Below are 14,377 nucleotides of genomic sequence, written 5' to 3' on the forward strand. Positions count from 1 at the left end.
ATGAAAACCCTTTCTTGGTAACGCTCATTAGAAACATGGTTTTGTACCAAATTAAGAATGAAAGATTAGAATTTTGCATAATCGTTCCACTTTTCAAGGAAATTCTTTTACGACACTTTTTGCATTCGTAGCTCCAGATGCTTTTAATCCAGAAATGCTCCTTGTGACCGCACTTGCAAACCACTCCGATTTTATCTCTCTGCTCCTTAAAATGAATTCTGCAATCTTCCTCTCTCCCAAAATGCGTTGTAAAACTAAATATATTCATCTAACTAATTGAATTATAAGTAAATATACGAAATTATGTGTAATTACGGATATTCATATTTTATTAAACCTAAACAAATTCACACTTGGAATGTAGATAAACGATGGGAAGGTTACCAAATTTTGATTTCGCCCATACTTCTACAAGAGTACAGTATTGACTTTAGCTTTTTTCAGTATAACATTAAAGAAGCCTTGTTCCTAACTAATGATGAACAAAACCGAATAGAAAATTTATACGAACAAATTTTTGAGGAATACCAAAAAGACAACTATGACATGGCTCTCTTGTTGGCCTATTGCAATCTGATATTTACTTACATCGGCAAATGCTATAAACGTCAGTTTGAAACCAGACAGCCACTTTATAACAAATTAGTTACAGAATTTAAGAAGTTACTGAACGATTACTATTCAAACGGGCAGCAAGGAATGCCAAACGTTCATTATTTTTCAAATAAATTACATTTGTCTTCCAACTACTTTGGCGACTTAATCAAATTCAACACAGGTAAAACGCCTTCAGAGATTATTCAGGATAAAATAATTTCAGAGGCAAAAAAGCATTTGGAAATATCAAATAAAACCGTTGCTGAGATAGGGTATGATTTAGGCTTTGATTATCCCACATACTTTACAAGATTCTTTAAAAAACAGACGGGATCAACACCCACAACATATAGAAAAAATAAAGCCAGCAGGTAATAGCTAAGTTTTCGTTGCGTGCGTAGCACGAACAATGAAAACACTGTTGAACTGGAGCTTGGGAAGCTTTTTTACAGGTTTTTTCAAACATTATGAATTTATCGTAAAATTTTTAGAGGATATTTCAAGAAAGCAGGTTGTTCTCTTTTTTTTGTTGCCATTTTACTGATTAATAATTAGTTTTACAAAGTAACTAAATATGGAGCAGAGAAAGCTACCGAAGGTTTAGTTCAACATTGGTAACCGTTGCACAACTCCCTATTTCTGATAAAATATCATGATCAACTATAAAAAGCGACCTCTTTTAAAGTAATTTAAGAGGTTTTTTTGTGAACTGAAAACACGAATGAAGTCGTAGTTTTCCCATGATTTTTAGACACAACCTGCATAAATGTCATTTGAAATACGAATACCCATTTTTCTATAAAACATTCTGGCGAATTACGCAAGGTTGCCAGGACCCACAAAAATGCTGAGTTTACCAATATCTGGCTTGGGCAATCGATCAATCAATTCAGTGGACAATCAACGGCCCAGATTATTAAGGATCTGATTGAACAGGCGGAAAATTACAGCCGCTGAAAGATATTGCTAAAGACATTAAAAAATGTCCCTAAAACACCATTTAATATAATTTTCTTATTTTCACAATTCTTTAGCTGTCCTGTGTACTCAAAATACCTGTACCATTCTGTAGGCAGCTTCTCGAAATCTTGACTGATAATTAGCTCTGGCTTTTTTATTGTTTAACCAGGTTGCTCAGCAACTTAATATTTTATCGTTCACCGTTATCAGTCCATTATAAGATCATTGTCAGAGAAAGAAAGATAAAATGTGTCCTCCAGTTCAGTGGTGTTAATTCATTTATGTATTTTGCGCCCACCATTTTACTGGAAACAGGGCTGAGCACCCAGGCTGCTTTAACGGCAACTATTGGCAACGGTATTGTTTCTGTCGTCGCTACTCTTATTGGTATTAATTTTATTTCCAAGAAAGGAAGGCGCCCCATCATTATCAGTGGTTTGACGGGCGTTATATGTTGCCATATCCTTTTGGCCAGTGCTTTTTTGCTGTTGCCTGAGACACCAGTCAGAAGTTACATCATCCTTTTCCTAATGCTTGTGTTTCTGTTTTTTGTGCAATCTATGGTAGCGGTAGTTTACTGGCTGATGATCTCTGAAATGTTTCCGCTTCGTCTCCGTGGTATTGCTACAGGGCTGGCGGTGTGCATGCAATGGTTTGCCAATGCAGCAGTAGCGTTTTTATTTCCGGTTTTGCTGGACAGCCTGGGCGGGAAAACATTTATCATTTTTGCGGTGATTAACAGCCTTTCCCTGCTGTTCTTATGGAAGTTTATGCCGGAAACCAAAGGTAAATCCCTGGAGATGCTTGAAAAACATTTTGAAAAGGAACTTTCGTAGGCAGATCGTTATCTATGCTAATAAATCTAACCATCAAGAATTCAGCTATTGGTAATTTTGATTTATTATGAAAGGTATCAGGCTACATGATTGAGAAGCCTGTATAGATGAAACTGTACCCAGTACTATATATTTGCCAGGTGCACAGAAAACAGCCAGGTGCTGATATAAAATAAAATTAAGGCTGATTTCTCAGCCTTAATCTCATTATGTTAATTGTTACAATAGATTTTATTTGATACTTTTGGAAAGCTCGAGCATGGCTTCTATCGGCTTAAGCGCTTTGAGCCTTAACTCTTCATCAATAATAATCTCCGGAAGTTCGTACTTCATGCACAGGTACAGTTTTTCCAAAGTGTTGCGTTTCATATAAAAGCACTCGGAGCAGTTGCAACTCTCGTCGAAAACTAGAGCCGGGATCAATGTTTTATGCGGGGCGCGTTTCTTCATCTCATGCAATATGCCTTCCTCTGTAGCGATGATAAACTCCTGGCAATCGTCTTTTTCCACATAATTGAGGAGGGCAGATGTTGAACCGATAAAATGCGCCAGTTCCAGCACCGGTGATTCGCTCTCGGGGTGTGCAATCAGTTTGGCATTAGGATGCTCCGCCAGCTGTTTGGCAATACGTTCCATAGAAAATGCTTCGTGCACGATGCAGCTCCCGTCCCAAAGGATCATATCCCTTCCTGTTTTTTTGCTGAGGTAACGGCCCAGGTTTTTGTCTGGGGCAAAAATGACAGGGCGGTCTTTTGGTAAAGCTTCGATAATCGTTTCTGCATTGGAACTGGTGACGATGATGTCGCTCTCTGCCTTAGTTTCTGCATTACAGTTGATGTAAGTGGCTACGAGTGCGTTAGGATATTTTTCACGCATTTTTCTCAGGCCTTCACCGCTGCATCCGTCCGCCAGAGAGCAGCCTGCCAAAGTGTCGGGTAAGACTACTTTTTTATTCGGATTAAGTATTTTTGCAGCCTCTGCCATAAAATGGACACCGCAGAATGCGATCATGTCAGCATCTGTATCTTTTGCCTGTCTTGCCAATTGCAGTGAGTCGCCAAGGAAATCAGCAATATCCTGGATAGGCCCAGGCTGGTAGTAATGGGCGAGGATGACGGCATTTTTTTCTTTCTTAAGATCAAGGATGGCTTTTATAAGATCGTCGCCGGTAGGGATTTCCAAACCTTTAAGATCCAGAAAACCTTTTACAGGCATCTGATCTACGGCGGTGTCAAGTGTATCTTTCATCTCGGTTTTTTTTAGATTAAATGAATGTGGAGCTGTGTGTTATGGCTCAACTAATGATTTATAAATTGGTTAATCACCTTTTCTACTTCGGCTTTTGCTTCTGCCAAATCGGTATTAACGATGACGGTGTCAAACTGGTCTTTATAGGCCATCTCTTCTTCGGCTTTGGCCACTCTGGTTCTGATGGTCTCGGCAGAATCTGTATCTCTGGAGATCAATCTCCGTTCCAATTCCGCAATGCTTGGTGGCATGATAAATATGGACAGGGCCTTATCCCCAAAAATGTTTTTGAGCCGGACGCCGCCTTTAACATCCACATCAAAGATGACTACTTTGCCTTCCTGCCAGATCCGCTCTACTTCAGACTTTAGCGTGCCGTAATATTTGTCGGTGTAAACCTCTTCAAATTCTACAAATGCCTGTTCCGTAATTTTTGTGCGGAACTCCTCGGGTGTCAGGAAGTAATAATCCTGAGCGTGTTTTTCTTCGCCTCTTGGCAATCTTGTAGTGGCTGAAACCGAAAAACTCAATTGTGGCACCACAGATAAACCGTGCTTAACCAATGTGGTTTTACCACTACCGGATGGTGCCGAAAAAATAATTACTTTTCCCATACGCAATTGGTAAATTTAATTATCAATTATCAATTATCAATTATCAATTATCAATTATCAATTATCAATTATCAATTATCAATTATCAATTATCAATTATCAATTATCAATTATAATATATTAAGTGTCTGTTCTTTTATTTTCTCAAGATCATCCTTCATTTCCACCACCAGTTTCTGGATTTGGGAATGATTGGCTTTTGACCCCAGTGTATTAATTTCGCGGCCCATTTCCTGAGCGATAAAGCCCAGTTTTTTACCGTTGAAATCTTCGTTATTCATCACATCCAGATAGTACCTTATGTGTTGGGCCAGTCTTACTTTTTCCTCAGAGATATCCAGTTTTTCTATATAAAACATGATTTCCTGATAATATCTGGTTTCATCGATATTCTCAAATTCTTTAAGCGAGGATTGATAACGGTCTTTCACATTGGCAATTCTCTCTTCCTCAAAACCGGGAACTTTGGCCAGGTTGCTTTCTATCTTCAGGAGGTTTTTTTCAAGTTCTTTATGCAAAGTCAACCCTTCGGTTTTCCTGAATTCCAGAAACCTTCCCACCGCCTCACTTACAACCCCGAAAAGAAACTGCCATTCCGGCTCATCTATTTCGGATGTTTTTGTAGACAATGCTTCCGGCATTCTTACGGCCATTTTAAGATATTCGAAATCCGGCCCATCTGCGGAGATACCCTTGAGCTGGCTGATATAATTATTGATAACATCCCTGTTGATGGTGACATCATTGCTCTCTTCCAGATTTTCGCACTGGACGTAGCAGTCGACCTTGCCTCTCAGGATTCTGTCATTCAGCATTTTTCTGATTTCATATTCCTTTTCCTTGTACCGTACTGGGGTTTTTATATTGAGGTCAAAGTTTTTGCTGTTCAGCGACTTGATGTCTACTGATACTTTTTTTCCTTCAAACAAAGCCTCAGCCCTGCCGAAGCCTGTCATAGATAATATCATAAGATTCTTATAAGGTTGCAAAGATAATCATTTTCGGTCAGGAGAAAATTGTTAGAATTGTATTATGCTGATCAAAAACAGGAATTAACATTATGATTGTATAAACTTGGTGTTTTTTTGGAATACTATTTGTGTAAAATCGTATTTTTGCGGACTATGAAAAGATGGTATCTCTACCCTTTTTCCTTAGGTTATCATTTGGTTACTAGCATCAGGAATCGGATGTATGATTGGGGAATTTTTTCTTCTACGAAATTTAAAACACCAATTATTGGTGTCGGTAACCTGTCGGTAGGAGGCAGCGGAAAGTCGCCGATGGTTATGTACCTGGCGGATTTTCTGTCGCGCTCTTGCAGAACAGGAGTCTTGTCACGCGGTTATGGGCGCATCACAAAAGGTTATAAGATCGTTAACTATGACAGTAACTATAAATTGGTAGGCGACGAACCTATGCAGTTGTTTGAGCGGTTTCGGAACCGTTTTGTCATTGGTGTTTGCGAAGACCGTGTGTATGGTGCCAAAAAGATTATTGATGAGATGGATCTGGATGTCCTCATCCTGGATGACAGCTATCAGCACCGTGCCATAAAACCGGGGATGAATCTTCTGCTTACCGATTATAACGACCCATATTTTAAAGATTTTATTCTGCCTGCGGGAGATTTGCGCGAGAGCAGAAACGGGATGAAACGTGCCAATATCATCATGGTGACCAAATGCCCGGATGATCTTACCGAAGAAAAAAAACAATATTATATCTCCAGGATCAAGCCGCAGCATTACCAGAAGGTGTTTTTCTCTGCAATATCGTATGACGAAAATATTTTGGGCATTGATAAAATAATGCCGGTAAAAAACCTGGATTATTACGATGTCCTTCTGATTACCGGGATTGCCAATCCTTCACAGCTCCTGAAAGAGATTGCGAAGTATAATAAGAAGGTGAAGCATCTGCAGTATAAAGATCATCACAACTTTACCGATGATGATATAAAAAAGATAACCAATGAATACAAAAAACTGGGCGAATACAAAATGATCCTGACGACAGAGAAGGATTATGTACGCCTGAAGACGTTTGATTATCTGCGTGATAAGATCTTCTATTGGCCAATAAACGTGGAGATTGATAAGCGCGAAGAGTTTAATAAGATTATTCAGAATTATGTTAGAAAAGTATAAGCATACAGCAGAATTTATCAAAAATATTATTGGGGAGACACCTGATTTTGCCATCGTTTTGGGTTCCGGCCTTGGAACACTTCAGAACGAGGTAGAAGCTATCCATACCTTGGATTATAAAGAGATCCCTCACTTTCCGCAAACGACAGTTGCTGGGCACGGCGGTAAGCTGATTTATGGTATGCTGGAAGGTAAAAAAGTTCTTATGATGAGTGGAAGATTCCACTATTATGAGGGCCACTCTATGGAGACGGTGACATTCCCGATACGGGTTTTTCATCTTTTGGGGATCAAAAACCTGATTCTTTCCAACGCTGCCGGGGGCGTTAATCCTGACTTCAGCGTGGCCGACATTATGATCTTGACAGATCACATCAATATGATGCCCGAGCATCCGCTGAGAGGCCGTAATATAGACGAACTGGGGCCACGCTTTGTGGATATGAGTGAACCTTACAGCAAGAAGATGATTGCCGTTGCAAAGGATGTCGCCAAGACCGAAGCTATTGATGCTAAAGAAGGCGTTTATGTGGCACTGTCCGGGCCAACATTCGAGACACCGGCGGAGTATGGTATGGTACGGGCCATTGGTGGAGATGCTGTCGGGATGAGTACCGTGCCCGAAGTTATTGTTGCCAGGCATCAGGGGATGGATTGTTTTTGTCTTTCTGTTATCACCGATTTGGGAGGTCCGGAAATTGCCTTTGCAGTCTCACATGATGAAGTTTTGGAAGCCGCCAACAAGGCGATGCCTAATGTCATAAAATTAGTCAAAGGCCTGGTAAGAAATTACTGATTATATTGGTAAATGGATATTGGCGGCAAAATGGCCGCTTTTTTTTTAAATTGTAGAGGTCATAACTTAATTACATTCTAAAAAATATAATATTCTCCCTAATAAGACAGATTTTAATTTCAGCATTTGCATAATCAGAAAAATCTGAGAGAATTAGAAATAATCAGAAATCCTTGTAATAAAGAATGGCGTTATGAAAATATCTTTTGACCTCTATTAAATTATATTGACTAAATTCGTTGTAAATAATTAAAAAAATGAAGAGGATTTTAGCTTACATCTTACTGTTGGCTTTTCAGTTTGGTTTTTCCCAGGAGTTTCCCAAAGTGCTTAAAACCAATTTTTCTAAAGAAGCTTTAGCACAAAAATTACAGGATGAAAATGGGAAAGAGATTTCTATTAAGGACATTCTGGATCATCACAAAGGCAAAGTAGTCGTTTTAGATTTCTGGGCTGGTTGGTGCAGAGATTGTTTAAAAGCGTTTCCAAAAGCTGCCGAACTCGAGGCGCAAAACCCAAATATTGATTTTGTTTTTCTTTCACTGGAACGCTCCAGAGAAGGTTTTGATAAAAGCCTGGATAAATTTGAGATGAAGGATAAAGAAAATTACTGGTTCGCGTCGGGTTGGAAGAATGATTTCAACAATTATATTGACCTCAACTGGATCCCGAGGTACATTGTGGTGGATCAAAAATCGAACATTGCAAAATACTATGCCATCTCACCGGATGACCCAGAAATTCAATCGACAATCGACAAGCTTACAAAATAATAATATACAATCCCGAAAAATTTCCGGGATTTTTTTTGCTTAAATTTGTAGTAATTGATGAAAGAAAATTGAAAAAGATTGGTAATTAGTGAGTCTTTAGAACATCATCAATATTGTCCCATTGCTTAAAAGGTTTAATTTTATTATACTAATTTCTAAAATCTTGTATTTAACTTCCACTTCATGCAAGCTCAGCGCAAAATAATACACGTGGATATGGATGCGTTCTACGCTTCTGTTGAGCAGCTGGATAATCCGGGACTGCGTGGGAAAGCTATTGCCGTAGGTGGCGGCCACCGTGGCGTGGTTGCCGCTGCGAGTTATGAGGCCCGGAAGTTTGGTGTGCGCTCCGCAATGCCCAGTAAGACAGCCAAAGAAAAATGCCCGCAGCTGATTTTTGTAAAACCACGGTTTCACAGGTACAAAGAGATCTCTGCCAAAATCAGAAATATTTTTCACGAGTATACCGATTTGGTTGAGCCGCTTTCCCTGGATGAAGCCTATCTGGATGTGACCGAGAATAAAAAGGGTATCGAATCTGCCAATGATATCGCACGTGAAATTAGGCAGCGCATCTTGGAAGATACCGGATTGACGGCTTCCGCAGGGATCTCGGTTAACAAATTCCTGGCAAAAGTAGCTTCTGATATCAACAAACCCAATGGGCAGAAAACCATTCATCCCACTAGGATTGATGACTTTCTGGAGAAGCTGCCGATAGAGAAATTCTACGGCATCGGAAAGGTTACTGCCAACCGCATGCACGAACTTCATATCTTTAAAGGTGCCGATCTCAAAGCCAAATCTTTGGAACAGCTGGAAGGGCTTTTTGGTAAGTCCGGGCGCTATTATTACAATGTAGTGCGCGGTATTCATAACGGTGAGGTTAAGCCTGACAGGATCCAGAAAAGTGTGGCTGTGGAACGTACGTTTTGGGATGACATTAATGAGGACGAGGAGATTGAAGAAAAACTGAAATCCCTTAGCGATGAACTCCAAGAACGGTTAAGCAAAAAAGATATTAAGGGTAAAACACTGACACTGAAGATTAAGTATAAAGATTTTTCCCTCTACACAAGAAGCAAAACGCAGGAGTTGTATTATGAGAATGCTACGAAATTTTACAACACAGCCAGGCAGCTCTGGGAGCTACGCCCGTTTGATAAAGCTATCCGCCTGCTTGGGCTGTCGCTTTCTAACCTGAATACAGATGAGAAAAAACAAGTATCGGTACAGTTAAAAATACCCTTTGAGGAATATGAATTGTGAAGTCTGAATCCTCCTTCAATATGCCCGTTAAATCAGTGCTCCTACCAGAATCAATTGCATTAAGTGAAAATCGGAGACGGATATATGTCACAGATAAATTATTTAGGCTGTCTAAGTAAAATTTTTGCTCATCTGTTGGCTTGATATTTTCATAGTTCAACGCTCACAAAATCTTTAATAACGAAAATATCTACCCACTATGAACGGTACAATGATTCAATTTTTCCACTGGTATACACCTGGAGACTCTTTTTTGTGGAAACACGTTAACGAATCGGTTTCTTATCTTGCGGATCTTGGCATTACTGCCGTTTGGCTGCCGCCTGCCTACAAAGCGATTAGCGGAGGTTACGGTGTTGGCTATGGCCCTTATGATTTGTTTGACCTGGGAGAATTTGATCAGAAAGGAAGCGTCCCTACCAAATACGGCAACAAAGACGAGTACCTTGATGCGATTAAGGCTTTGAAAAGCCACAACATGCAGGTCATTGTAGATATAGTGCTGAATCACAAAGCCGGCGGCGATGAGCTTGAGACATTTCAGGTGGTGCAGGTTGATCAAAATAACCGCAACAAAGTCATCTCTGATGTCATGGAAATTGAATCTTATACCAAATTTACTTTCCCGGGAAGGCAAAAAAAATATTCTGACTTTGAATGGAATTTTACCTGTTTTACCGGTGTGGATTATGCCGAAGGCAAAGATCCGGGTATCTATAGGATTATCAATGATTATGGTGATAACTGGGATGAGATCGTTAATGATGAGAAAGGCAACTATGACTTCCTGATGTATGATGATATAGAGCATCGCAACCCATTTGTAAGGAAGGAGCTGAACTATTGGGGTAAGTGGTACCATGACCAGACCGGTTTTGACGGTGTGCGACTGGATGCGGTAAAGCATATCTCACCCGACTTTTACAAAGAATGGCTTAATAATCTGCGTTCCAATGTAGGAGAAAATATTTTTGCAGTTGGCGAATATTGGGCGCCTGGGTTTTTAAAACTATTAGAAGCTTATATAGATTCTACAGACGGCTGCATGAGCCTCTTTGATTCATCACTGCAAAACAACCTGCATACGGCCTCCAAAAATCCGGATTACGACCTGAGAGAGATATTTACAGAAACCTTGGTGGGATCTCGTCCTGATAAAGCAGTGACTGTGGTGGATAATCATGACACACAGCCATTGCAGGCTTTGGAAGCGCCAGTAGATACGTGGTTCAAACCAATAGCCTATGCTCTGATTCTGTTGCGAAACGATGGCTACCCATGTGTTTTTTATCCCGATCTTTACGGCGCCAGCTACAAAGATCATGGCAAAGATGGCAAAGAGTATGAGATTGTCCTTGAAAAAGTAGACGCCATAGAAGCTCTTTTAAAAGCCAGAAAGGATTATGCTTACGGGGAACAGCAGGATTACTTTGATGACGCCCACTGCATTGGCTGGGTAAGAAAAGGTGATAAAGAACATGGCGGCTGTGCTGTTGTGCTAAGCAATAAAGATAAAAATCATAAATCAATGGAGATGGGGAAGATCTATGCAGGAAAAACTTTCTTTGATTTTACGGGACATTTGCAGGATAAGATTGTTGCTGACAAGAATGGCCGGGCCGACTTCCCATGTCCGGCAGGCAACGTAAGCGTTTGGGTGGCGGAGTAAGATTAGATTATCCAGGATATGACAACCGGTTTCCAGTTTAGAAAAATTGATCAGGAAGATGATCTTTTTGATTACGTTTACGGCTTTTCTGCCTTAGAAAATATTTCCGGTATTTCTAATGGTGTTATTATCCCAAACGGAAGGGTTGACCTGCATCTGTATAAAACCAAAGGCGGCGAATTTTGCATCAGCCTGGTTGGCCTTGAGACCAAGCCGAAAAGCATGCGGGAAGATGAGATTACTACACTTTTTTCAATCAGTTTTAATCCATTGGGGATAGAATATATCCTCCAACGTGACATTGCCGGTATTTTGAATCATGGGGAAAAACTTTCTCCGGACTTTTGGGATTACAGGGAAAGTGATTTGGATGACTTTTCTGCTTTTTGTGAAAAATCGTTATCCATGATTGTATCTTTAATCCCGGGCAAAACCGATCCCCGCAAAAAACAGCTTTTTGATCTTATTTTTCAAACGAATGGAGAAATGGGTGTAAGGGACATTTCGCAGCGTATAAATTGGGGTGAACGTCAGATTAACCAGTACTTTAATAACCAGTTTGGGCTTTCTTTAAAAGCCTATTGTAATATACTTCGTTTTCAGGCTTCGTTGGCTCATATTAATAACGGGCAGCTGTTCCCTCAGCTCAATTACTATGATCAGTCCCACTTTATCAAAGAAATCAAAAGACTTTCCGGGGCTTCTCCCAAAGAGTTGTTTAAAAATGAAAATAACCGATTTTTACAATTTTTACATTTTAACAGCAAGTAATTTTGCATTATTAAATGGAAAATAATGTTGTTAAAAGATAAAAAAAGTAGCCATCGTTGGCGGTGGCCCTGCCGGTTTGTCACTGGCAAGATTATTACAGATAAAAGGTGCGGACGCCCGTGTTTATGAAAGAGATCGCGGACGTGATGTGAGGGTGCAGGGTTCAACTCTGGATTTGCATCCGGGAACAGGCCTGGAAGCTATTAAGCGTGCCGGCCTTTTAGATGAATTTTATAAACATCACCGTCCTGCGGCAAGCAAAATGCTTCTGACAGACAGAATGATGAATGTGAAGTTTGACGAAAGTGCCTTTACCGAAATTACTGCGGAAACACGCCCGGAAATAGACAGGGCGCCACTTCGTGACATTTTGCTGGACTCTTTACAGCCTGAAACCATGGTTTGGGACCGGCATTTTGTAGCTATGGAAAGAACGGGCGACGGCTGGATGTTAACATTCAAAAACGGTGCAACGGCTTATGCAGATCTTGTTGTAGCAGCAGATGGCGCCAACTCCAGGCTGCGCCCTTATATTACAGATATTAAGGCTGTCTATTCCGGCGTTACGATGATAGAGGGTAATATTTACAATGCAGAGAAGTATATTCCTCAGCTTTTTACCTTTGCAAAAGGCGGCAAGGTGATGGCTTTTGATGATGAGAAGTTTATTGGCTATGGCTCCAAAGAAGATGGATCTGTGATGTTTGTTATCAATTTTAAGGCAGACGAGAATTGGCTTTCGCAGAGTAAAATCGATTTTACAGACAGGGATGAGGTGTTGGCCTGGTTTCAAAAAGAGTTTTCTGGCTGGAGCCTCGGATGGCAGGAGTTTTTCACCAATGAGCAAGTTTATTTTATCCCACGTCCACAATATTATTTCCCGAATGATCAGGCATGGGAAACTCAGGCTAATCTTACAATGATTGGTGATGCGGCCCACAGGATGCCACCCTATGCAGGCGAGGGTGCCAATGTTGCCATGCAGGATTCTTTTGAGCTGGCAGAAGCCCTAACCAGCAATCATTTTGCAGATTTGCAGTCTGCTATTTCTTATTACGAGAAAGATATGGTCAAAAGAGGCGCAAACGCTACCAGGGAAACTTTGGATAATCAGGAAAGAATGTTCTCAAAAGACGGATTAGATCAGATGACAACATTCTTTAATCAGGTAAAAGACAAAGAATAATGCCTTAGTATCCGGCTTCTGCACTGCCTTCGCCAAGAAGCGCTTTTGCAGAAGAAGTTCCTATTCTTTGGATTCCCATTGTAATCATTGTTTCGGCGTCCGCAGGTGTTTTAACACCACCAGCCGCTTTTACAGGAAGTTTGCCGGCGTTGTCCAGCATAATTTTAACCCCTTCGAAGGTGGCGCCATTAGGTTTACCATCTTCGGTTTTATAGAAGCCTGTTGACGATTTGACAAAAATTCTTGAGAAATCCTTTTCTTCGAAATTATCCTGAGCCCATTTCCAGATATGTGCTGTTAAATCTGCAATTTGTTGATCTGTAAGTGCTGCGATCTCTATAATCCATTTCACGGTTTTACCGGCTTCTAATCCCAGTTTTGTACCGCTTATGAATTCATTCTCTACCAGAGACAATTCTCCTTTTTTGTAGGCTTCGTAATTGATGACATAGTCTAGTTCGTCCACGCCATCCAGGATAGCCTGCTCTGCCTCTTCCAGTTTTTCTTCGAGAGAATAAGTCCCTTCATGAAAACCTATAACAGTACCCACCAAAACGTTGGAATGCTGTGAGGTAATATAATCTTTGATCAGTTTTACAAAATTGGGCCGGATCATCACTTCTTTAAAATGATAAGTGATGGCTTCATCGGTAAGCGCCCTGACTTTATCGAATGTTTGTTCCTCTGTAAGGCCTGACTGTTCGGGTGTCTTCAGGTATGTAGAGTCTAAGTATTGATTAATTTCCATAATTACAAAAATAAAAAAAGGACTTTAAAACGAAGTCCTTTTTAATAATTTTATAAAATTAAACTCTCAGCTGCCTGTTGATGCTCTGCTCCAGCGATATAAAAGTTTCTGTGCGGGTAACGCCTTTTAGCTTTTGTATTTTATTCAGGATCTGCATAAGGTGGTCATTGTCCTTGCATAGGACTTTTAGGAAAATAGTGTAGTTGCCTGTTGTGTAGTGGGCTTCTACAACCTCATTCACAAGGTTGAGGTTTTTTACGGCATCCTGATAATGGCTGGGTTGCTCCAGAAAAACACCTATATAAGACACCACTTTGTAACCAATTTTCCTTGGGTTAAGAAAAGATATTGAGTTTTCTATCACACCGGCCTGTTCCAGTTTTTTGATTCTCTGATGTACGGCGGTTGTGGAAATACCCACGTTTTTGGATATCTGCGCCAGTGATGTTTTGGCGTTATCCATCAGCATATAGATGATCTCTTTATCTACCCCGTCCAGATGGTAACCGCTTTCAGAAGCACTCTTCATATTTTAAGTAATAGTTAGTTTTATAGGTCAATAATTAATTTTAAAAACATTGATTTCCAAATTGGCTAAAAAAAATGTTCATTATTTTTAATTTTTTGTAAAAATAAATAAATTAATAGAAAATGTAAAAAATATTATGATTATTTCAAAACAATTAATACAGAATGTGTATTATAATGAATGGCGTTTTGTGTAACTTTTGGTTAAAATTAAATTGACATTCAGTTAATG

Annotated in this window: 15 protein-coding genes; 9 read left to right on the top strand and 6 right to left on the bottom strand. The window is 40.0% G+C overall.

Annotation, left to right across the window (positions count from 1 at the left end; genetic code table 11):
• Nucleotides 1-268 (bottom strand): transposase (locus tag B0B05_RS09330; RefSeq protein ID WP_143745986.1); only part of this gene is annotated, 268 nt, incomplete at its 3' end.
• Nucleotides 269-303: 35 nt separating this feature from the next.
• Between B0B05_RS09330 and B0B05_RS09335 the strand changes: the two genes are divergently transcribed.
• Both B0B05_RS09335 and B0B05_RS09340 read left to right on the top strand, forming a co-directional pair.
• Entirely contained in the window at nucleotides 304-972 is a 669-nt protein-coding gene (locus tag B0B05_RS09335; protein WP_084173920.1) for a helix-turn-helix domain-containing protein, read from the top strand.
• Nucleotides 973-1,727: 755 nt separating this feature from the next.
• Nucleotides 1,728-2,393, top strand: coding sequence for an MFS transporter (locus B0B05_RS09340; protein WP_076783387.1), 666 nt, complete (start codon nucleotides 1,728-1,730; stop codon nucleotides 2,391-2,393).
• Nucleotides 2,394-2,624: 231 nt separating this feature from the next.
• On the opposite strand, the gene nadA is transcribed toward B0B05_RS09340, so the two are convergent.
• The 3 genes from nadA to B0B05_RS09355 form a co-directional block, all read right to left on the bottom strand.
• On the bottom strand, nucleotides 2,625-3,641 hold the full coding sequence (gene nadA, locus B0B05_RS09345; RefSeq protein WP_076783388.1) for a quinolinate synthase NadA: 1,017 nt from the start codon (nucleotides 3,639-3,641) through the stop codon (nucleotides 2,625-2,627).
• 50 nt (nucleotides 3,642-3,691) lie between these two features.
• Nucleotides 3,692-4,255, bottom strand: coding sequence for a guanylate kinase (gene gmk / locus B0B05_RS09350; RefSeq protein WP_076783389.1), 564 nt, complete (start codon nucleotides 4,253-4,255; stop codon nucleotides 3,692-3,694).
• Between the two features lie 110 nt (nucleotides 4,256-4,365).
• Nucleotides 4,366-5,223, bottom strand: coding sequence for a YicC/YloC family endoribonuclease (locus B0B05_RS09355; RefSeq protein WP_076783390.1), 858 nt, complete (start codon nucleotides 5,221-5,223; stop codon nucleotides 4,366-4,368).
• 156 nt (nucleotides 5,224-5,379) lie between these two features.
• Between B0B05_RS09355 and lpxK the strand changes: the two genes are divergently transcribed.
• The 7 genes from lpxK (at nucleotide 5,380) to B0B05_RS09390 (ending at nucleotide 12,869) form a co-directional block, all read left to right on the top strand.
• A complete protein-coding gene (gene lpxK / locus B0B05_RS09360) occupies nucleotides 5,380-6,405 on the top strand; it encodes a tetraacyldisaccharide 4'-kinase (RefSeq protein ID WP_076783391.1) in 1,026 nt (341 codons plus the stop codon).
• Nucleotides 6,389-7,201: a purine-nucleoside phosphorylase gene (locus B0B05_RS09365; protein ID WP_076783392.1), complete on the top strand. Its 813-nt coding sequence runs from the start codon at nucleotides 6,389-6,391 to the stop codon at nucleotides 7,199-7,201. Before lpxK ends, B0B05_RS09365 begins: the two co-directional genes overlap by 17 nt.
• 257 nt (nucleotides 7,202-7,458) lie before the next feature.
• Nucleotides 7,459-7,974, top strand: a complete 516-nt coding sequence (locus tag B0B05_RS09370; protein ID WP_076783393.1) for a TlpA family protein disulfide reductase — start codon at nucleotides 7,459-7,461, stop codon at nucleotides 7,972-7,974.
• Nucleotides 7,975-8,157: 183 nt separating this feature from the next.
• Nucleotides 8,158-9,243, top strand: a complete 1,086-nt coding sequence (dinB, locus tag B0B05_RS09375; protein WP_076783394.1) for a DNA polymerase IV — start codon at nucleotides 8,158-8,160, stop codon at nucleotides 9,241-9,243.
• 199 nt (nucleotides 9,244-9,442) lie between these two features.
• On the top strand, nucleotides 9,443-10,912 hold the full coding sequence (locus B0B05_RS09380; protein WP_076783395.1) for an alpha-amylase: 1,470 nt from the start codon (nucleotides 9,443-9,445) through the stop codon (nucleotides 10,910-10,912).
• 18 nt (nucleotides 10,913-10,930) lie between these two features.
• Nucleotides 10,931-11,683: a helix-turn-helix domain-containing protein gene (locus tag B0B05_RS09385; protein WP_076783396.1), complete on the top strand. Its 753-nt coding sequence runs from the start codon at nucleotides 10,931-10,933 to the stop codon at nucleotides 11,681-11,683.
• A 52-nt stretch (nucleotides 11,684-11,735) separates the two neighbouring features.
• Complete coding sequence (locus tag B0B05_RS09390) at nucleotides 11,736-12,869, top strand: FAD-dependent oxidoreductase (protein ID WP_262488148.1); 1,134 nt, start codon at nucleotides 11,736-11,738, stop codon at nucleotides 12,867-12,869.
• 4 nt (nucleotides 12,870-12,873) lie between these two features.
• Here the strand turns inward: B0B05_RS09390 and deoC are convergent, their stop codons facing one another.
• Complete coding sequence (gene deoC, locus B0B05_RS09395) at nucleotides 12,874-13,620, bottom strand: deoxyribose-phosphate aldolase (protein WP_084173922.1); 747 nt, start codon at nucleotides 13,618-13,620, stop codon at nucleotides 12,874-12,876.
• Nucleotides 13,621-13,675: 55 nt separating this feature from the next.
• A complete protein-coding gene (locus B0B05_RS09400; RefSeq protein WP_076783399.1) occupies nucleotides 13,676-14,146 on the bottom strand; it encodes an Lrp/AsnC ligand binding domain-containing protein in 471 nt (156 codons plus the stop codon).
• Nucleotides 14,147-14,377: the final 231 nt, after the last annotated feature.

Source organism: Epilithonimonas bovis DSM 19482 (assembly GCF_900108115.1).
GTDB lineage: Bacteria > Bacteroidota > Bacteroidia > Flavobacteriales > Weeksellaceae > Epilithonimonas > Epilithonimonas bovis.

What these genes read in the sequence shown, in the direction of transcription:
- gmk (WP_076783389.1), bottom strand. Translation starts at nt 4,255, where the DNA reads ATGGGAAAAGTAATTATTTTTTCGGCACCATCCGGTAGTGGTAAAACC.
- B0B05_RS09380 (WP_076783395.1), top strand. Translation starts at nt 9,443, where the DNA reads ATGAACGGTACAATGATTCAATTTTTCCACTGGTATACACCTGGAGAC.
- B0B05_RS09365 (WP_076783392.1), top strand. Translation starts at nt 6,389, where the DNA reads ATGTTAGAAAAGTATAAGCATACAGCAGAATTTATCAAAAATATTATT.
- nadA (WP_076783388.1), bottom strand. Translation starts at nt 3,641, where the DNA reads ATGAAAGATACACTTGACACCGCCGTAGATCAGATGCCTGTAAAAGGT.
- lpxK (WP_076783391.1), top strand. Translation starts at nt 5,380, where the DNA reads ATGAAAAGATGGTATCTCTACCCTTTTTCCTTAGGTTATCATTTGGTT.
- B0B05_RS09400 (WP_076783399.1), bottom strand. Translation starts at nt 14,146, where the DNA reads ATGAAGAGTGCTTCTGAAAGCGGTTACCATCTGGACGGGGTAGATAAA.
- B0B05_RS09370 (WP_076783393.1), top strand. Translation starts at nt 7,459, where the DNA reads ATGAAGAGGATTTTAGCTTACATCTTACTGTTGGCTTTTCAGTTTGGT.
- dinB (WP_076783394.1), top strand. Translation starts at nt 8,158, where the DNA reads ATGCAAGCTCAGCGCAAAATAATACACGTGGATATGGATGCGTTCTAC.
- B0B05_RS09355 (WP_076783390.1), bottom strand. Translation starts at nt 5,223, where the DNA reads ATGATATTATCTATGACAGGCTTCGGCAGGGCTGAGGCTTTGTTTGAA.
- B0B05_RS09335 (WP_084173920.1), top strand. Translation starts at nt 304, where the DNA reads ATGTGTAATTACGGATATTCATATTTTATTAAACCTAAACAAATTCAC.
- B0B05_RS09385 (WP_076783396.1), top strand. Translation starts at nt 10,931, where the DNA reads ATGACAACCGGTTTCCAGTTTAGAAAAATTGATCAGGAAGATGATCTT.